The organism is Micromonospora mangrovicola (assembly GCF_047200535.1).
In the GTDB taxonomy this organism is placed as follows: domain Bacteria; phylum Actinomycetota; class Actinomycetes; order Mycobacteriales; family Micromonosporaceae; genus Micromonospora.
The window spans coordinates 37,741-57,761 of record NZ_JBJZOG010000035.1; the positions used below are offsets into that span (position 1 = coordinate 37,741).

11 protein-coding genes are annotated in these 20,021 nt (G+C 74.8%); 8 read left to right on the plus strand and 3 right to left on the minus strand.

The genetic code is table 11. The features are described 5' to 3' along the window. Window positions 1-12 precede the first annotated feature (12 nt). Genes ACL02O_RS16425 through ACL02O_RS16445 form a run of 5 tightly spaced genes read left to right on the plus strand, consistent with a single transcriptional unit; the run spans window position 13 to window position 15,317 of the window. Window positions 13-5,472, plus strand: a complete 5,460-nt coding sequence (locus ACL02O_RS16425; RefSeq protein WP_412818942.1) for a type I polyketide synthase — start codon at window positions 13-15, stop codon at window positions 5,470-5,472. A 25-nt stretch (window positions 5,473-5,497) separates the two neighbouring features. After that, a complete protein-coding gene (locus ACL02O_RS16430; protein WP_412818943.1) occupies window positions 5,498-6,451 on the plus strand; it encodes a TauD/TfdA family dioxygenase in 954 nt (317 codons plus the stop codon). Between the two features lies 1 nt (window position 6,452). Further along, window positions 6,453-6,641 (plus strand): MbtH family protein, encoded by a 189-nt coding sequence (locus tag ACL02O_RS16435; RefSeq protein WP_412818944.1) that lies wholly within the window; start codon window positions 6,453-6,455, stop codon window positions 6,639-6,641. 55 nt (window positions 6,642-6,696) lie between these two features. Then, entirely contained in the window at window positions 6,697-9,816 is a 3,120-nt protein-coding gene (locus ACL02O_RS16440) for a non-ribosomal peptide synthetase (RefSeq protein ID WP_412818945.1), read from the plus strand. Continuing rightward, on the plus strand, window positions 9,816-15,317 hold the full coding sequence (locus ACL02O_RS16445; RefSeq protein WP_412818946.1) for a non-ribosomal peptide synthetase/MFS transporter: 5,502 nt from the start codon (window positions 9,816-9,818) through the stop codon (window positions 15,315-15,317). Before ACL02O_RS16440 ends, ACL02O_RS16445 begins: the two co-directional genes overlap by 1 nt. 40 nt (window positions 15,318-15,357) lie before the next feature. On the opposite strand, the gene ACL02O_RS16450 is transcribed toward ACL02O_RS16445, so the two are convergent. Then, entirely contained in the window at window positions 15,358-16,599 is a 1,242-nt protein-coding gene (locus tag ACL02O_RS16450) for a serpin family protein (protein WP_412818947.1), read from the minus strand. Between the two features lie 31 nt (window positions 16,600-16,630). Next, on the minus strand, window positions 16,631-17,149 hold the full coding sequence (locus tag ACL02O_RS16455) for an NUDIX hydrolase (protein ID WP_412818948.1): 519 nt from the start codon (window positions 17,147-17,149) through the stop codon (window positions 16,631-16,633). Window positions 17,150-17,321: 172 nt separating this feature from the next. Between ACL02O_RS16455 and ACL02O_RS16460 the strand changes: the two genes are divergently transcribed. Beyond that, window positions 17,322-17,447, plus strand: coding sequence for a hypothetical protein (locus ACL02O_RS16460; protein WP_412818949.1), 126 nt, complete (start codon window positions 17,322-17,324; stop codon window positions 17,445-17,447). Window positions 17,448-17,794: 347 nt separating this feature from the next. Here ACL02O_RS16460 and ACL02O_RS16465 read toward each other — a convergent pair whose 3' ends face one another. Then, window positions 17,795-18,412 carry a DUF4291 domain-containing protein gene (locus tag ACL02O_RS16465; protein ID WP_412818950.1) on the minus strand — a complete coding sequence of 206 codons (618 nt, stop codon included), beginning with the start codon at window positions 18,410-18,412 and terminating at the stop codon, window positions 17,795-17,797. Between the two features lie 96 nt (window positions 18,413-18,508). On the opposite strand from ACL02O_RS16465, the gene ACL02O_RS16470 reads away from it, so the two are divergent. Together ACL02O_RS16470 and ACL02O_RS16475 are read left to right on the plus strand one after the other, a co-directional pair. Further along, entirely contained in the window at window positions 18,509-19,003 is a 495-nt protein-coding gene (locus ACL02O_RS16470; RefSeq protein WP_412818951.1) for a type II toxin-antitoxin system PemK/MazF family toxin, read from the plus strand. 10 nt (window positions 19,004-19,013) lie between these two features. Then, a complete protein-coding gene (locus ACL02O_RS16475) occupies window positions 19,014-20,018 on the plus strand; it encodes a phosphotransferase enzyme family protein (RefSeq protein ID WP_412818952.1) in 1,005 nt (334 codons plus the stop codon). Window positions 20,019-20,021: the final 3 nt, after the last annotated feature.

Consider the following 20,021-nt stretch of genomic DNA (forward strand, 5'->3'; position numbering starts at 1 on the left):
AGGACAACCCCGATGCAGAACGACATCCCTGCCACTGATGATGGCGTCGAGCCGATCGCGATCGTCGGGCTCGCCGCCCGGGTGCCCGGCGCCGCCGACGTCACCGAGTTCTGGCGCAACCTGGTCGACGGCGTCGAGTCGTCCACCGAGCTGACCCGGGAAGAGCAGCTTGCCCGGGGTGCCCGCCCGGAGGAGGTGGACGACCCGAGCTGGGTCAACCGCGCCCCGCTGGTCGACGGCTACGACGAGTTCGACGCCGGCCTGTTCGGGATGACCGCGCGGGAGGCCGAGATGACCGACCCGCAGCACCGGCTCTTCCTGGAGACCTGCTACGTGGCGTTGCAGGACGCCGGCTACGACCCGGGCCGCTACGACGGCGCGGTCGGCGTGTACGCGGGCACCGGCGGCAACAGCTACCTGCACAAGTTCGTGCTGGCCAACAAGCGGTTCGGCGGCGGCCTGCACGGCGGCGTCTCCATCGCCACCAGCAACTCGCCGAACTACGTCGCCACCAACGTGTCGTACCGGCTGGACCTGCGCGGGCCGAGCCTGACCGTGCACACCGCCTGCTCCACCTCGCTGGTCGCGTTCCACCTGGCCTGCGAGGCGCTGCGCAACGGCGAGTGCGACATGGCCCTCGCGGGCGGCGTCAACATCGAGCTGCCGCACGTCGGCTACCTCGGGATGGACGGCTTCACCTCCCCGGACGGCCGGTGCCGCCCGTTCGACGCCGGAGCGAACGGCACGGTCTGGGGCAGCGGTGCCGGGGTGACGCTGCTCAAGCGGCTCTCCGACGCCATCGCCGACGGCGACACCGTCCGCGCGGTGGTGCTGGGCAACGCCATCAACAACGACGGCGCCGGCAAGGTCGGCTTCACCGCCCCCAGCATCGACGGGCAGATGGAAGCGGTCGCCCAGGCGGTCGGCATGGCCGGCATCGACGCGCGCACCATCAGCTACGTCGAGGCCCACGGCACCGGCACCGCGCTCGGTGACCCCATCGAGGTGGCCGCGCTCACCGCCGTGTACACCGCGAACACCGACGACCGGGGCTGGTGCGGGATCGGCTCGGTCAAGTCCAACATCGGCCACCTCAGCCAGCCCTCCGGCATCGTCAGCGTGATCAAGACGGTGCTGGCCATGGAGCACGGCCTCATCCCGCCGACCATCAACTACGAGGCGCCGAACCCGGCGATCGACTTCGCGGACACCCCGTTCTACGTGACGAACACGCTGACCAAGTGGGACACCGACGGCGGGCCGCGCCGGGCCGGGGTCAGCTCGTTCGGCATCGGCGGCACCAACGCCCACGTGGTGCTGCAGGAGGCGCCGGCGGCGTACCGGGGCGAGCGGCGGCTGCGCCCGGCGCACCTGCTCCAGGTGTCGGCGAAAACCCCGACCGCCCTGGACGCCGCCGTGCGGCGGCTCGCCGACCACCTGGAGGGCACCGCCGAGGGCGGCGCCGAACTGCTCGCCGACGTCGCGCACACGCTGCGGACCGGCCGCCAGGAGTACCCGCACCGCGCCGCCGCCGTCGCCACCGACCTGGCGACGGCGGCCGTCGCCCTGCGCGACGCCCGCAAGGGCCACCGCGGCGCCGCCGACGGCCCGGCCCCCCGGGTGGCCTTCCTGTTCTCCGGGCAGGGCTCCCAGTACGCCGGTATGGGCGCCCAGCTCTACGCCGAGGACCCGGGCTTCGCCGCCACCGTGGACGAGTGCGCCGAGCTGCTCCGCCCCGAGCTGGGGCTGGACATCCGCGACCTGATCCTCGGCCGCGACCCGGAGGCGGGGGAGCGGCTCACCGAGACCCGCTACACCCAGCCCGCCCTGTTCACCGTCGAGTACGCCCTCGCCGTCGCGTGGCAGCGCGCCGGGTTGACCCCGGCCGCGCTGATCGGCCACTCCATCGGCGAGTACGTCGCCGCCACCGTGGCCGGCGTGCTCAGCCTCCCGGACGCGCTGCGGGTGGTGGCGGCCCGGGGCCGGCTCATGCAGTCGCTGCCCGCCGGCTCGATGCTGGCCGTGTCGCTGGACGAGTCGGCGGTGGCCCAGCGGCTGCCGGAGGGACTCTCCGTGGCGACCGTCAACGGGCCCGGCACCTGCGTGGTGGCCGGCGAGACGGCCCTCGTCGAGGAGTTCGCCGCCACCCTCAAGGGCAAGTGCAAGAAGCTGCGCACCTCGCACGCGTTCCACTCGCCGATGATGGAACCGATCCTCGCCGAGTTCACCGCGTTGCTGGCCGCCGTGCCGCTGCGCCCGCCGACCGCGCCGTTCCTGTCCAACGTGACCGGCACCTGGATCACCGAGGCGCAGGCCACCGACCCGGCGTACTGGGCGGCGCACCTGCGCCAGCCGGTCCGCTTCGGCGCCTGCGTGGCCACCCTGCTCGCCGAGGGCACCTGGGCGCTGCTCGAGTGCGGCCCGGGGAAGCAGCTGGCCAACCTGGCCCGGATGCAGGTGGCCAAGGCGTCCGAAGCGCAGCGCAAGTTCACCCCGCTGGGCAGCCTGCCCGGGCCGGGCGACTCCACCGGCGACCTGGCCACCCTGCTCGGCAGTGCCGGGGCGCTCTGGTGCGCGGGCGTGCCGGTGCGTCCGGCCGTCGACCCGGACGCCCGCCGGGTGCCGCTGCCCGCGTACCCCTTCGAGCGCCGTCGCTACTGGGTGGAGCCGGACCCGGTGGAGCAGGGGGCGGCGGCCCCGGTGGAGACCGGGCCCCGACCGCTGCCGGAGTGGTTCGCGGTGCCGGTCTGGCGGCAGTCCGCCCCGGCGCGGACCTCTGCGCCGCTGGGCCGCTGCCTGGTGCTGGCCGACGGCCCGCGCGGGGAGGCGCTGGTCACGGCGCTGCGGGCCGCCGGCGACGACCCGGTCGAGGTCCGCGCCGGTGCCGCCTTCGCGGCCACCGCCACCGGCTTCCGGCTGCGCCCCGGCGTCCGGGAGGACCACGAGGCGCTGGTCGCCGCGCTCGGCGCCGACCTGCCGCGCCGGATCGTGCACGCGTACGCCCTCGACGGGGAGCCGGCCGGCACGGACATCGCCGCCGCCTGGGCCGCCCAGGACCGGGGCTTCTTCAGCGCGCTGCACCTGGTGCAGGCGCTCGCCGGGGCCGGCCTGACCGCCGACGAGCACGGCGTGCGCCTCGACCTCGTCACCGCCGGCGTGGGCGACGTCCGCGGCGACGACCTGGTCCGGCCGGAGCACGCCACGCTGGCCGGCCTGGCCCGGGTGCTGCCGGTCGAGCTGCCCGGCCTCACCGTCCGGCTGGTCGACGCGGACGCCGCCGCGCGCGGGGTCGCTGCGCTGCTGGCCGAGCTGCGCAGCCCGGCCGACCCGGAGCATCCGGAGGTGGCGCTGCGCCGCGATCGGCGCTGGGTGGGCGGCTACGAGCAGGTCACCGTGGACGCCGAGGACGGCCCTGGGGTGCTGCGCGAGGAGGGCCGGTACCTGATCACCGGCGGCCTCGGCGGCATCGGCGTCACCCTGGCCGAGGACTTCGCCCGCCGGGTACGCGCCAAGCTGGTGCTGCTGGCCCGCTCCGGCCTGCCCGAGCGGGACCACTGGGACGAGCACCTGGCGGTGCACGGCGGTGCGGACCGCGCCGGCCGGGCGATCGCGGCGATCCGCCGGATGGAGGCGGCCGGGGCCGAGGTGCTGGTGCTCGCGGCGGACGTCACCGACCCGGCCGAGCTGCGCCGGGTCCGCGAGGCCGCCGAGGCCCGCTTCGGCGGGCTGGACGGCATCGTGCACGCCGCCGGCCTGCCCGGCGGCGGCATGGCCGAGATCAAGGAGCGGGTCGAGGCGGAGCGGGTGCTCGCCCCGAAGCTGGCCGGCACCCTCGCCCTCGCCCAGGTCTTCGGCGACCTGCCGCTGGACTTCGTGGCGCTCTGCTCGTCGATCACCGCGGTGATCGGCGGGTTCGGCCAGGTCGACTACTGCGCGGCCAACAACTTCCTGGACGCCTGGGCGCGGGCCGGTGCCGGTTTCCGCGCGCCGGTGGTGTCGCAGAACTGGGGCGGCTGGGCCGAGGTCGGCATGGCCGTGGAGACGAACGCGCCGGCCGCCTTCCGGGCTGCCGGCCGGGACACCGTCACCAGCGCCGTCGACCACCCGGTGCTCACCACGAAGGTGGCCGGCCCGGACGGCACCGTGCTGCACGGCCTGGTCTCCGCCGACACCCACTGGCTGCTCGACGAGCACCGGATCGGCGGGGTGCCGGTGGTGCCCGGCACCGCCCACCTGGAGTCGGTGCGCGCCGCGGTGGCCGCCGCCGTGCCCGCCCCCGGGCCGGCCGCGGCGGTGGAGCTGCGGGACGTGGTCTTCCTCGAGCCGTTCTCGGTGCCGGACGGCACGGTCGCCCAGTACCGGGTCGAGCTGGCCCCCACCGAGGACGGCGTCGACTTCACCGTGGCCAGCCTTGCCGCCGGCCAGCTTCGTACCCACGTGCGGGGCGCCGCCGGGTGGACCGAGGAGCCGGCCCGAGCGGTGGGCATCCCCAGCGTGGTGGGCCGGCGGGTCGACGACGACGCCTCGTTCGGCCGGGGCCGCACCAGCATGCTCACCTTCGGCCCGCGCTGGGCCGGGCTCGCCGAACACCACCTCGGCGAGGGCGAGGAACTGGCCCGGGTCGCGGCCCCGGAGGCCGTGCTCGGTGACCTGCCCGCGTGGGGGCTGCACCCGGCGCTGCTGGACGTGGCCACCGCGTTCGGCCGGGGCCAGGGGTCCGGCACCTACCTGCCGCTGTCCTACGGCCGGATCGTGGTACGGGCGGCGCTGCCCGCGGTCTTCCACAGCCACCTGCGGCACCGGGCCAGTGCCACCGACGAGGTGGTCGCCGCCGACCTTTCCCTGGTGGACACCGAGGGCCGGGAACTCGTCGAGATCAGCGACTTCGTGCTGCGCCGGGTGGACCAGGGTGCGGTCACCGGCGGGCTCGCCGACACCCCGGCCGCCGACGCGGACGCCGCGCCGGCCCCGGTGACCGAGGACATCCGGCCGGTGGACGGGGCGGAGGCGTTCCGGCGCAGCCTCGGCGCCGGGCTCGGCGCCCAGGTGGTCATCACCACCCGCACCGTCGCCGACATCCGGCGCCGGGCCGCCCGGGTGACCACCGACAGCCTGGAGACGGAGACCGAGCCGACGGTCTCCGCGCCGGCCGCCACCGGCGGCGGCTCAGCCGCTCCCGCCACCGAACTGGAGAAGGTGATCGCCCAGGTCTGGCGGGACGGACTCGGCGTGGCCGACGTCGGCGTGGACGACGACTTCTTCGCCCTCGGCGGCAACTCGCTGGTGGCGGTGCAGCTCATCGCCGCGATGCGCAAGGCCACCGGGGTTCGGCTGCCGATGCGCAGCCTCTTCGAGACCCCCACCGTGGCCGGGCTGGCCGCCCGGATCGAGGAGCTGCGGGCCGACCAGCCCACCGACGAGGCGGCCGCACCGGCGGCGGTCCCGGCCATCCCGCGGCTGCCCCGCGCCTGACCGCGACAGACAGGAGAAACGCACCATGAGCGACACGATCGCCACGCTCCCGGTGGTCATCGAGAACGACGGCCGGGCACTGACCGACCTGATCGACGCCCGGCGCGCCGAGCTGCGTGCCGCCCTCGCCGAACACGGCGGGCTGCTCTTCCGCGGCTTCGACGTCGGCGGGGTGGACGGCTTCGACGCGGTGGTCCGCCACCTCTCCGGCGAACCGCTGACCTACACCGAGCGGTCCTCGCCCCGGCACTCCCTCAAGGGCCGGGTCTACACCTCGACCGACTACCCGCCGGACGAGGAGATCTTCCTGCACAACGAGAACTCGTACCAGGCGCGCTGGCCGCTGACCCTGTTCTTCTACTGCATCACCCCGCCGGAGACCCGGGGCGCCACCCCCCTCGCCGATGTGCGCCGGGTGTACGACGCCATCGACCCGGCGGTGCGCGAGGAGTTCATCCGGCGGCGCTGGATGCTGGTGCGCAACTTCCACGGCGACTTCGGCACCCGCTGGCAGGAGGTGTTCAACACCGAGAACCGGGCCGAGGTGGAGTCGTACGCGGCCGCGAACGGGATCACCGTGGAGTGGGTGGGCAAGGACGGCCTGCGCACCCGGGCGGTCCGGGACGTGGTCCACCACCGACCCGGCTCGGACACCCCGCGCTGGTTCAACCACGCCACGTTCTTCCACGTGACCACCCTGCCCAAGGACTACCAGGAGGGGTTGCTGGCCATGTTCGGCGCCGACGGGCTGCCGTCGAACACCTACTACGGCGACGGGGGCGAGATCCCCACCGACGTCATGGACCACCTGCGGGCGGCCTACCGGTCGGCCAGTGTCCGCTTCGACTACCACCGGGACGACGTGCTGGTCGTGGACAACATGACCGCCGCGCACGCCCGCGAGCCCTACACCGGCCCCCGCAAGATCGCCGTCGCGATGGCGGAACCGCACACCCCCGACACCTCTGGAGCGAACTGAGATGGCCGAGACCCGATTCCTGGTCGTGCGCAACGACGAGGAGCAGTACTCCATCTGGGCGGCCGACCGGGACCTCCCCGCCGGCTGGCACGACGCCGGTTTCGCCGGCAGCCGCGGGGAGTGCCTGGCCCACATCGACACCGTCTGGACGGACATGCGTCCCCGCTCGGTCCGTGAGGCGGCCCGGTGAGCGCGCGGAGTGCGGCGCGGCGCAGCCCCGCGGTCGCGAACGGGAAGGCACGACGATGAGCCAGGAGTGGAGCTTCCCGGTCTCCTTCGCCCAGGAACGGGTGTGGCTGGCCAACCAGCTCGACCCCGCGTCACCGGTGTTCAACATCTCCTGCATGTGGCTCTTCCCCGCCGGCATCGACGCGGCCGGCGCCACGGAGATCGTCAATCAGGTGGTGGCCCGGCACGAGTCGCTCCGGACCCACCTGCGGGTCGACGACGGCGCCGTGGTGCAGGTGGTGCAGGCCCACGTGCCGGTTCCGCTGCCCACCGAGGACCTGAGCCACCTGCCCGTGGCCGAGCGGCGCGAGCGGCTGAACGCCCTCCACGCGGAGCTGTCCCGCACCCCGATCCGGCTGGACGAGCCGCCGCCGTGGCGAGCCCGGTTGGTCCGGACCGACGACCGCTGGATCCTGCTGTTCGTGGTGCACCACGCCGTCTTCGACAGCGCCTCGGCGGTGCTGCTGAACAAGGAACTCGACGCGCTCGGCGAGGCCGCGCTGACCGGCGCCCCCGCCGCCCTGCCCGAGCTGCCCATCCAGTACGCCGACTACGCGGTCTGGCAGCGTGGCCAGCTCACCGGCGTGGAGCTGGACCGCCAGCTCGCCTTCTGGGTGGACCACCTGGCCGGCGCGCCGCCGGTGACCGGCCTGCCGCTGGACCGGCCCCGCCCGGCCCGGCTCGGCTTCGCCGGCGACGAGGTGCGCTTCGACCTGCCCGACGGGCTGCTCGACCGGGTCGGCCGCCTGGCGGCCGGGGCGGCGGCCACCCCGTACATGGTGCTGCTGGCCGGCTTCGCGGCGCTGCTGTCCCGGATCTCCGGCGACACCGACGTGGTGGCCGGGGTGTCCACCGCGGGCCGGGACAGCGCGGAGCTGACCTCCCTGATCGGCATGTTCGTCAACCCGGTGGCGCTGCGCAGCGACGTCTCCGGCGACCCGACCTTCCGCGAGCTGCTCGACCGGGTCCGGGACGGCCTGCTCAACGCGATGGAACACGGGCAGACCCCGTTCCAGGAGATCGTCGAGGCGGTCCAGCCGCAGCGGGACCCGTCGGTGCAGCCGATCTTCCAGACCGCGCTGAACTTCATCCCCGACTCCGGCCTGGACCCGGCGGAGCTGGGCACCACCAAGGACGACCTGGCCTTCGACATCACCACCGGGCAGAGCCGCCTGGTCTACCGGACCGAGCTGTTCGACCGGTCCACCGCCGAGGCGATCGTCGACCGGTACGTCCGGCTGCTCGACGCCGCGGTCGCCGACCCGGACCGGCCGGTCGCCGCGCTGCCGCTGCTCGCCGACGCCGACCGGGACCGGGTGCTGGAGACCTGGAACGACACCGCGCACGACGTGCCGCCGGCCACGGTGGTCGACGAGCTGCAGCGGCGGGCGGCGGTCAACCCGGACGCCACCGCGCTGGTCAGCGACGGCGTGCCGCTGACGTACGCCGAGCTGAACACCGCCGCCAACCGGCTGGCCCGGCTGCTGGTGTCCCGCGGCGCCGCCCCGGAGACCCGGGTGGCGCTCGCCCTGCCCCGCTCCTTCGAGCTGGTGGTGGCGATCGTCGCGGTGCTCAAGGCCGGCGCGGCGTACGTCCCGGTGGACACCGCGTACCCGGCCGGACGGATCGCGTACCTCCTGGAGGACGCGGCGCCGACCCTGGTGGTGGCCACCCCGGAGACCGCCCCGCTGGTGCCGGGGGAGGCGTTGGTGCTGGACGGGGAGGTGGGCGCCGACCAGTCCGACGTGGACCTCACCGACGCCGACCGGCACGCCCCGCTGCGCCCGGAGCACCCCGCCTACGTGCTGTACACCTCCGGCTCCACCGGCCGGCCGAAGGGCGTGGTGGTGGAGCACCGCGCGGTGGCCGCCTACCTCGCCTGGGCCCGGCACACCTACCCGGGCCTGGCCGGCACGGCGCTGCTGCACTCGCCGGTCTCGTTCGACCTCACCGTCACCGGCCTGCTCGGCACCCTCACCGCCGGCGGCACGGTCCGGCTGGCCGCCCTCGACGACGACGGCGCCTGGATCGGCGGGCGGCCAACCTTCATGAAGATCACTCCCAGCCACCTGCCGTTGCTGGAGCCCGAGCTGTCGCCCACCACCGACCTGGTGATCGGCGGCGAGGCGCTGGCCGGCGAGCAGCTCGCCGGCTGGCGGGTCGCGCACCCCGACGTCGCGGTGATCAACGAGTACGGCCCGACCGAGGCCACCGTCGGCTGCGTGGCCGCCCGGATCGCCCCCGGCGCACCGGTCGCGGCCGGCCCGGTGCCGATCGGCACGCCCACCTGGAACACCCGGGCGCTGCTGCTCGACGCGGCCCTCCAGCCGGTCCCGCCGGGCGTGGTCGGCGAGCTGTACATCGCCGGCACCCAGCTGGCCCGCGGCTACCACCGCCGGCCCGGCCTCACCGCCGAGCGCTTCCTGCCCTGCCCGTACGGGCCGCCGGGACAGCGGATGTACGCCACCGGCGACCTGGCCCGCTGGCGGGCCGACGGCACCCTGGAGTACCTGGGCCGCCGGGACGAGCAGGTCAAGGTGCGCGGCATGCGGATCGAGCTGGGCGAGATCGAGGCGGCCCTGCTGGCCCACCCGGACGTCCGGGCGGCCGCCGCCGCGGTGCGCGTCGACTCGGGTGAGCCGGTCCTGGTCGGCTATCTGGTCGGTCCGGCCGTCGAGGAGTCGGTCCGCGCCGAGCTGGCCCGCGAGCTCCCCGCGCACCTGGTGCCGAGCGCGCTGGTGCGGCTGGACGCGTTGCCGCTGACGCCGAACGGCAAGCTGGACCGGGCCGCGCTGCCCGCCCCGGCGGCCACCGTCCCGGCCGAGGACAGCTACCTACCGCCGCGTACCGCCGCCGAGGCCCTGGTCGCCGAGGTGTACGCCGAGATCCTGCAGGTGGAGAAGGTCGGCGCGCTCGACGACTTCTTCGCCATCGGCGGCAACTCGCTGCGCGGGATGCGAGCGATGGCCCGGATCCGGGCGGAGGTGGACGTCGAACTGCCGATGCGGGCGCTGTTCGGCAGCCCGGTGGTGGCGGACCTGGCCGCCCAGATCGAGGAACGGATCGCCGCCGAACTCGACGGACTCTCCGACACCGAGGTCGCCGCGCTGCTCGCGGCGGAAGAGGAATCGAGCTGATGACCGACCTGAAGGATCCGACCCGGGAAGCGGCCCGGCAGGCGCTGATCGCCCGCCGACTGCGGGCCCGCCAGGCCGCCCCCACGGCGCGGATCACGCCCCGGCCCGCCGACGCCGAGGTGCCGCTGTCGTACGCCCAGGAGCGCGTCTGGTTCATGGACCAGCTCGCCCCGGGCGAGGCGGCGTACCACATCGCGGTGCCGCTACGGGTGCGCGGCCCCCTCGACGAGGCCGCGCTGCGCGCCGCCCTGGCGGCGCTCAGCGCCCGCCACGAGTCGCTGCGCACCCGTTTCCCGGCCGACGCCGACGGGCGTCCGACCGTGGTGGTCGAGGAGACCGTCGAGGTGCCCCTGACCATCGTGGACGCCCCCGACGAGGCCGCCGCGCAGGCGCTGGTCGATGCGGCCGCCGCCGAGCCGTTCGACCTGGCGCGCGGCCCGCTGCTGCGGGCCCTGCTGATCCGGCTGGCCCCCGACGACCACGTGCTGTTCCTCGGCAAGCACCACATCGTCGGCGACGGCTGGTCGGTGGACGTGCTGCTGCGCGACCTGATCACCCTCTACCGGGGCGGCGAGCCGCCCACCCTGCCCGTCCAGTACGGCGACTTCGCCGTCCGGGAGGCGCGGGAGCTGGCCGGCCCGCAGGCCCGAGGGCACGTCGACTACTGGAAGCAGCGGCTCGCCGGGATCACGCCCCTGGAGCTGCCGCTGGACCGGCCCCGCCCGGCCACCCAGACCTACCGCGGCGACTTCGTCGAGTTCACCGTCGACCGGGCGGTCGTCGACCGGCTCGGCGAGCTGACCCGCGCGGCGGGCGGCACGCTGTTCATGACCCTGCTCGCCGCGTACCAGGTGCTGCTGGCCCGGCACGCCGGCCAGGACGACTTCGCCGTCGGCGCCTCGGTGGCCGGCCGGTCCGCGCCGGAGCTGGAGAACGTGGTCGGCATGTTCATCAACATGCTGCCGCTGCGCGCCGAGCTGGCCGGCGACCCGACCTTCACCGAGCTGCTGGAGCGCACGAAGCGCAGTGCGCTGGACGGGTTCGAGCACGCCGAGGTGCCGTTCGCGAAGGTGGTCCACGAGCTGGGGCTGCCCCGCGATGTCAGCCGCTCCCCGGTGTTCCAGGCCATGTTCGTGCTGCAGAACTACGAGATGGGCCGCTTCTCCGGCGTCTCCCGCGCCGACGACGTCAGCTTCACCTGGACGCCGATGGAGCTGCGGGCCACCCGTTTCGACTTCGAGCTGCACGCGGTCGAGGTGCCCGACGGGCTCTGGGGCAAACTGGTCTTCAACACCGACCTGTTCAGCCGGGACACCGTCGAACGGATGGCGCGGCGGTGGACCACCCTGCTGGGCGCGATCGCCGCCGCCCCGGACACCCCGGTCTCCCGGCTGGCGCTGCTCCCCGCGCCGGAGCGGTCGCTGCTGGCGGCCTGGAACGACACCGCCGCCGACTTCCCGCGCACGCAGACCCTGCACGGCCCGATCGAGGAGCGCGCGGCCGCCACCCCGGACGCGGTGGCGCTCACCATCGAGGGACGCAGCCTGACCTACGCGGAGCTGAACGCCGCCGCCAACCGGATCGCCCACCGGCTGCGCGCCGCGGGCGTCGGCCCGGAGACCCTCGTCGGAGTGTGCGCCGAACGCTCGGTCGAGCTGGTCGCCGGCCTGCTCGGCGTGCTGAAGTCCGGCGGCGCGTACCTGCCGCTGGACCCGGAGTACCCGGCCGACCGGCTCGCTTTCATGGTCACCGACGCGGACGCGCCGGTGGTACTGGTCCAGCAGCACCTGCGCGACGTGCTGCCGGAGACGGCCGCCGACGTCCTCGCCCTCGACGACGACGCCGTCTGGGCCGACCAGCCCGGCACCGACCCGCAGCCGACCGCCGGCCCCGACCACCTGGCGTACGTCATCTACACCTCCGGTTCCACCGGCCGGCCCAAGGGCGTGCCGAACACCCACCGGGGCATCGTCAACCGGCTCGACTGGATGCAGAAGACGTACCGCCTCGGCGCGGACGACGCGGTGCTGCAGAAGACCCCGGCCAGCTTCGACGTGTCGGTGTGGGAGTTCTTCTGGCCGCTGCGCGAGGGCGCCCGCCTGGTCCTGGCCCGGCCCGGCGGGCACAAGGACGCCGGCTACCTGCGGGATCTGCTGGTCGCCGAGCGGATCACCACCGCCCACTTCGTGCCGTCCATGCTCACCGTCTTCCTCGGCGAGGAGGGCATCGAGGCGGCCACCGCGCTGCGCCGGGTCATCTGCTCCGGCGAGGAGCTGCCGCTGGTGTCCGCCGTGGACTTCACCGCCCGGCTGCCCTGGTGCGGACTGCACAACCTGTACGGCCCCACCGAGGCGGCCATCGACGTCACCGCCTGGCCCTGCGACCCGGCGCTGCTGGCCGAGCTGAGCACGGTGCCGATCGGCGCGCCGATCGCCAACCTGCGCCTGCACGTGCTCGACCCAGCCGGGGCGGAGTGCCCCGTCGGGGTGGCGGGGGAGCTGCACATCGGCGGCGTCGGGCTGGCCCGCGGCTACCACCGCCGGCCGGCGCTGACCGCCGAGAAGTTCGTCCCCGACCCGTTCTCGGGCGAGCCCGGCGCCCGCCTCTACCGCACCGGTGACCTGGCCCGCTGGGTGCCCGCGTCCGGCGGGTCGGGGGAGGCCGGTGTGATCGAGTTCCTCGGCCGGATCGACCACCAGGTCAAGCTGCGCGGCCTGCGGATCGAACTGGGTGAGATCGAGAGCGCGCTGCGTGAGCAGCCCGGCGTGACCGAGGCGGCGGTGATCGTCCGCGAGGACAGCCCCGGTGACAAGCGGCTCACCGCCTACCTGGTGGGACCCGCCGAGCACGCCACGGTGAAGGCCGCGCTCAAGGAGACGCTGCCGGAGTACATGGTGCCGGCCGCGTTCGTCACCCTCGACGGGCTGCCGCTGACCCCGAACGGCAAGCTCGACCGCAGGGCGCTGCCCGCCCCGGTGGTCACCCGCGAGGCGTCGGTGGCGCTGGTCGAACCGCGCGACGACACCGAACGCGCGCTCGCCGCCATCTGGTCCGAGGTGCTCGGCGTCGACACCCTCGGCATCGACGACGACTTCTTCGACCTGGGCGGGCACTCGATGCTGGCCACCCAGGTGGTCGCGAAGATCCGCAAGGCGGAGCTGGGCGGCCGGGCAGTCGGCGTGATGGACCTGTTCCAGCAGCGGACCATCCGCGAGCTGGCCGCGTTCATCTCCGGCGACGCCGCCGACGAGGGCTCGCGTCGGCTGCTCTACGAGCTGACCAAGCCGATCCCGGCGAACCAACGGGTGCTGTCTTACGTCTGCGTCCCGTACGGTGGCGGCAGCGCGATCGTCTACCAGCCTCTCGCCGACGCGCTGCCCGCCGGGCACGCCCTGTGGTCGCTCGCCATCCCCGGACACGACGTCGGCCTGGCCGAGGACGCCCTGCCCTTCGAGGAGCTGACCAGCCGCGTCGCCGGGGAGATCCTGGAGCGGGTCGAGGGACCGATCGCCCTCTACGGCCACTGCGGCGTCGGCAGCGCGATCATCGCCGAGGTGGCCCGCAAGGTCGAGGCGGCCGGGCGTGACCTCGAGGCCGTCTACATCGGCGCGATGTTCCCGTTCGCCCGCCCCAAGGGCCTGTTCGCCCGGGCGCGCAACCGGCTGGAGCAGCTCAGGAGCAACCGGCACTACGCCAGCTGGCTCAAGTCGATGGGTGTGGACACCGACGAGCTGGACCCGGAGCAGGCCGACCGGATCATCAGCAACATGCGGGCCGACTCCCGGGCCTCGGAGGAGTACTTCACCGGGCTGCTCGACCAGCAGGCGACCAAGCTGCACGCCCCGATCATCTCGGTCGTCGGTTCCGAGGACCCGGTCACCGACTACTACCGCGAGCGGTACGCCGAGTGGCAGTTCCTCAGCGACACCCTCGGGCTGGTGGTCCTCGACCAGGCAGGGCACTTCTTCCTGAAGTATCGCGCCGAGGAGCTGGCCGAGATCGTCACCCAGGTGCACCCGGCGGTGACCGCCGGGGACGTCGCGGCGCTCGGCCCGCAGGCCCGGGGCGAGGACGCCGGCTGGGTGGTCCTGGACCGGCTGCGGGTCGGGGCGGAGCAGCCCGGGAAGGCCCCGGTGAAGCCGAGCATGGGCCGGTTCCTGGCGATCACCGCCGGCCAGCTCGTCTCCAGCACCGGCTCCGCGCTGACCGCGTTCGCCCTGCCGATCTGGCTGTTCAACCGGACCGGCTCGGTGGCCGACCTCGGCCTGCTCTGGGCCCTCGCGCTGATCTGCGGCGTGCTGATGCTCCCGGTGGCCGGCGCGATCGTCGACCGGGTCAGCCGGCGGCGGATCATGATGCTGGCCAGCGCGGTGGCCGGCTCGATCCAGCTGGTCCTGGCCGGGCTGCTGTGGACGGACAACCTGGTGCTCTGGCACATCTACCTGCTGGTGGCGCTCAGCTCCGTGGCCGGGTCGTTCCAGCGGATCGCGTTCCAGTCCGCGGTGCCCCAGCTGGTGCCGAAGCGCTATCTCGGTCACGCCATGGGCATCACCCAGCTCACCACCGGCGTCGCCACCCTGCTCATGCCGGTCTTCGCGGCCGGCCTGCTCGCCGCGATCCAGCTCAAGGGCATCCTGCTGGTCGACGTGGCCAGCTACCTGGTGGCGGTGGCCACCCTGGCCGTGGTCCGCTTCCCCGACCTGCTCGGCTGGCGGCCCCGGGAGCGGCTGCTGGTGGCCATCGCCAACGGCCTGCGCTACTCCTGGCAGCATCGGGGCTTCCGGCTGATGCTGGGCTACTTCGCGCTGGGCAACATCTTCCTGGCCCCCGCCCTGGTGCTCACCACGCCGTTGGTGCTCTCCTTCGGCACTCCGACACAGGTGGCGCAGGTCGCCGTCGCCCAGGCGATCGGCGCGGTGGCCGGCGGCGTGCTGATGTCGCTCTGGGGTGGCCCGCGCAAGCGGCGGATGATCGGCGTGCTGATCGCGAATCTCGGCACCGCGATCGGCTGCGTGCTGATCGGCCTGGACGGCTCGGTGGCGATGATCTGCGTCGGCTTCTGCTGGCTGGCGATGGCGATGACCACCGCGCAGTCGATCTACGCGACCATCGTCCAGGTCAAGGTGCCGCAGCGCTTCCACGGCCGGGTGTTCAGCCTCAACCAGACCATCGCCTGGTCGACGCTGCCCATCGGCTTCGCGCTGCTCGCACCGGGGGCCACCGCGCTGTTCGAGCCGATGCTCGCCCCGGGCGGGGCGCTCGCCGGGTCGGTGGGCGGGGTGATCGGCACCGGTCCCGGCCGGGGCATCGGCTTCGCGTACGTCTGCTTCGGGCTGATCCTCGTGCTGATCACCCTCGGCGGCTTCGCGATCCGCCTGCTGCGCCGCTTCGACATCGAGGTGGCGGACTCCCTGCCCGACGACCTGATCGGCGCGCAGGAGCGGGAACGGCGGCTCGCCGCCCGGACCGTCGAACGCGAGGAACTGCCGGCCGCCGCGTGACGCCCGGGGGTCTCCGGTCGCGGCCGGAGACCCCCGGCGTTCACCACTCGGTGGGCGGGTCGGCCAGCTCGGCCTCAGGCAGCTCCTCGGGCTCGGCCACCCACGCCGAGTAGACCGGCACGCCGTGCCACGGCCCGCCCGCGGTGTCCGTCGCCACCGCCACCACCGCGTACGGGTGCCCGAACCGTAGCTCCGCCAGCCGGACGATCCCCTCCGGGGGCAGCCCGGCCGCCACGCCGAACGCGGTCACCGCGGCGGCCTCGAAGCCGAACCGCCCGAACCGGGCCACCGCCGCCTGCGCCACCTCGTACGGCGGCCGCGGCGCGCCGATCAGCTCACCGAGCGCCCGGGCCGCGGCGGCGAACCCGAACCCGGCCCCCGACAGGTCGTGCCGGCTCTGCGCCGACCAACAGGGCAGCACCGCGTCGGCGTGCTCCTCCCGGCCGTCGGCGGCGAAGGTCCGGGTCGGCTCCTCGCGCAGCGTCCACAACGGCGTCTCGCCGAGCGGCAACTCGAACAGCGACCGCCGGCCGGGCCTCACCCCGTCCGGCGCGGTGGCGGCCGCCGTGGCCACCTGCTGCGCGGCGGCGAGCACGTCGACGGCGGGCACGTCCGGCGCGGCGGCGACCGAGATCACCAGCAGCCCGGCCGCCCCGTCGGCGTCGCCCGGCCGGGCCGGCGCGGCGTGCACGGCCACGTCGCCGGCCCGCGCGGTGGCCGCGATCCAGCACCGGTGCCCCCACGGCGGGGTCCGCAGCACCCGCCGCAGCCGGCCGGCCCAGGCGCTGCCCGAGCCGAGCTGCGCGGCCGGCGCCACCTCGAACGGGTCCGCCCAGGACACCTTGGTGGCCAGCGCGCTGGCCAGGATCAGCAGCGTCTCCGGCGTGGCGTCCAGCGGGAACCGGTCGATCAGCCCGCCGGTGCACTCCCGGGCCCAGGCGTCGAGCGCCGCCCGGTCGGGCAGCGGACCGGTCTGCGTCCGCTCCGGCAGCCCGCCGCGCCAGCCGGCCAGGCCTTCGAAGGGGCGGCGCTCCCACGCGGCGGTGGCCGAGGCCACCAGCGGGTGCGGCGCCGACAGCAGCGCCCGGGCCGCCTCCGCCGCCGCTGCCACGTCGGTGCCGAGCGCCTCCGCCAGCTCGGTGCGGGTGGCACCGGTGGCGGCCGGCCCGGTGAGCGCGAGGAGCAGCCAGGCGCCGAGCGGGGAGGCGATGTGGTGGGCGTCGCCGGCGGCGCGGTGCAGCCGCTCGGCGTAGTGGGCGAGGGGTCCGTGGAGAGGGTTCACCGTTCCACTGTGCCGGTTGTCGGTGGATCCGTCAGGACCACAGCTCGAACGGTTCGTCGATCTCGTCGCCGGCCAGGAACGCCGGCAGCAGCTCGGGCAGCCGTCCCGGATAGCAGCGAGGCCGGTCGGCGACGACCTGGGCGACGGGCCACCAGCGGAAACCGAAGTAGTCCTCCACCTCGTAGTCGAGCCGGAGCGCCTCGTCCACGTCCGGTCCCGGTCCGGGCAGCCGGACCGGCACCACCACCTCGTCCTGGAGGTGGCGCAGCTGCCGGTGGATGAAGCTGGCCCGGCGCCGCCAGGTCGCGGCGCCCACCTCGTCGGGCCGGACCACGATCCCGGTCTCCTCGCGCAGCTCCCGCACCGCCGCCTCCAGGTAGGTCTCGCCGGGGTCCAGCCCGCCACCGGGCAGCTCCCACCAGGTGCCGAGGCGGGGATGCTCCGGGTCCCGGGTGTGGAACAGCAGCACCCGGTCGGTCGTGTCGAGCACCACCAGCCGTACCGCGCTGCGCTCGATCACCGGCAGGTCGCGGGGCAGTTCGGAGTGCACGATTCCTCCTGGGGTCGGCGGTCGCCGGAGCGTCTTGCGACGATGGCGATCATGTCGCAACTCTTCGGTGAGGTGGCCGGCGATTACGACGAGGCCCGCCCAGGCTATCCGGCGGAGATCGTCGACGCGGTCCGCGCGTACCACGGCGGGGTGCCCGGGGTCCCTGGTCGAGGTGGGTGCCGGCGCGGGCCTGGCCACCCGGACGCTGCTCGGCCCGGGCGCGCCGATGACCTGCGTCGAGCCGGACCGGCGGATGGCCCGGGTGCTGGCCGGCCGCTACCCCAGGTCGAGGTGGTGACCGTCCCGTTCGAGGAGTGGACGCGCCGGCCGGTGGGGCGCCGGCGCTGGCCTGCGCGATGGCCTGGCACTGGCTCGACCCGGCCGTCCGCAACCGGCGGGCACACGCCGCGCTGCGCCCCGGCGGCACCCTGGCCGTGTTCGGGCACCGCTACGCGTTCGTCGACCCGGTGCCATGGCGGTGGCGGCGGTATTCAAGTCGACCGATCCGACACGGTGCTGCTGGACCTGCGCACCACCCTGGTCCTGGCCCGCCGCCCCACTTGACCTCCGCCGCCCGCCGTGCGCCCCTTGTGGGAGGTTCGGAGATCTTGGGCAGGTATCGGTGCCAACGGGATTTGTCCAAGATCAGGCCGGTGCCGGGCCGGTGCCCACCGCGTCGACCACCCGGGCCACCTCGGCCGGCAACGGATAGGGGCGTTCGACCGGCAGCAGCTCCGCAGCGCCCGGCTCGTCGCCGGCGGTGACCCGGTGGTGCACGGCCCGGGCCAGGGACGTGACGTCGGTCAGGCCGACCAGCCACTCGTCCACGTAACGGTGCACCGCCTCCCCGGCGAGCCCCACCTGGACCGACCGGTACGGCAGCGGTGCCAGCCGCAGCGACCGCTCCGGGTCCCACTGCACCCGGACCGGTGCGGCTCGCGACTGCCGACGCCAGGCGGCCCGGTCGACGTGCAGCCGGGGGTCGTATCCGCTGAGGCAGGCGTGCGCGAGTGCCCACTCGAAGCCGGCGCGGCTGATCTCGACCGCCAGCACCCGCTCCTGCCCGGGCTTGAGCGCCCAGCCGCAGCGGTACATCATCCATCGGAACGAGGGCTTGACCCAGGTCATCCGCTCCCGCTTGAACGGCGGCACGAACCGGCCCGCGGCCAGCGCCGCATCGGCGATCTCCGGCGGATACGCCTGGTAGACGGTGATGGTGCCGGCGGTGAAGGCGGCCCGGATCTGGTGGCGGGGAAGGGTCACCGGAGGATCGTCGCCGAGCGGCGGACGGTGCGGCCACCAGGTTTCGTCGTGCTCCGTAACGCGCGCCGGGTGCCCGCGGACGATAGGCTGCCGGCCGTGGCAGGTCTGTTGAGGAACGTGGCGTCCCGGCTCGGTCGGATCACCGGGGGCGCGGCCGCGCCGGCCCGGACCCCCGGGCCCATCCCGGCCCAGGTGGCCCGGCGTCGCCAGGTCGCCGCGCTGCAGCGGCGCGAGCTGTCGTACGCCCCGGAGTTGGACGGCGAGGCCGATCCGGGGGAGATCGTCTGGACCTGGGTCCCGTACGAGGACGACCCCCGCCAGGGCAAGGACCGTCCGGTGCTGGTGGTCGGCCGGCAGAGCCGGACCCTGTTCGGGCTGATGCTGTCCAGCCAGAGCGACCGGGACGGGCAGCGGCACTGGCTGGCCCTCGGCCCGGGGGAGTGGGACCATGGCCGGCGTCCGAGCTGGGTACGCCTCGACCGGGTGCTGACCATGCGCGAGGACAGCATCCGCCGCGAGGGCGCGGTGCTGGACCGGCCGCGGTTCGATCGGGTGGGTCGGGCGCTGCGCGCCGGCTACGGCTGGCGCTGACGGGCGGCGCGTGGACCGGCAGCTCGCCGCCCGGGTCGCCGGGGAGTTCGGGCTGACCTTCGTCACCGCCGTACCGGTGGACCTGGGCGCCGATCCGGCCGCCCGGATGTGGCGGGCCACCACCGCCGACGGTCGCGGGTACGCGGTCAAACTCACCGGCGGCGGCACCGCGGCCGGCCTGATGGTGACCGCTCGGCTCGCCGCGCGGGGGGTGCCGGGGATCGTCGCGCCGCTGACCACCCGCGACGGGCGGCTCGCCGCTGTCCACGACGGACGCCGGCTGACCGTGACACCGTGGGTCTCCGACCGGCCGGCCCCCGCCGGCGGCATGCGCCCCGTTCACTGGCGCGCGTACGGCGCGCTGCTCGCCGCCGCGCACGCCGTCCCGGTGACCGAGGCGCTGGCCGAGCTGCCCCGGGAGGACCACAAGCACGCCGCGGTCGCCACGGCGGTACGGGAGACCGACCACCGGCTGCGGGCGGTGGACGACCGCGCCGACCGGTGGACCCGGCAGACGGCCACCCACTGGCGGGACGCCGCCGCCGACCTGGCCCGGTTGCTGGGCGCGGTGGACCGGCTCGGCGCGGAGCTGCGCGCCCGACCGGCGGAAACGGTGGTCTGCCACGGCGACCCGCACCTCGGTAACCTGCTGCTGGGCCCGGACGGGCAGGTCTGGCTGATCGACTGGGACGACGCCGTGCTCGCCCCGCGCGAACGCGACCTGATGTTCGTCGTCGGCGGCGGTCCGGCGTTCGCCCCGGAGGGACGGGTGGACGAGGCGGCCTTCCGTGCCGGCTACGGGCCGGTGCGGCCGGACCCGGTGCGGCTGGCGTACCACCTCGGGGTGCGGGCGCTGGACGACATGTGGAGCTGGTCCGCGGACGCGGCCGGTCCCGATCGCCCGGAGGCGGACCGGGTGCGGGCGCTGCGGATCGTGGCCGGGCTGCTGTCGCCGCTGGGGCTGGTCAGCCTCGCCCGGCGGGCGCTGGCCGACGTGGGTCGTTGGCCCGACTGAGCC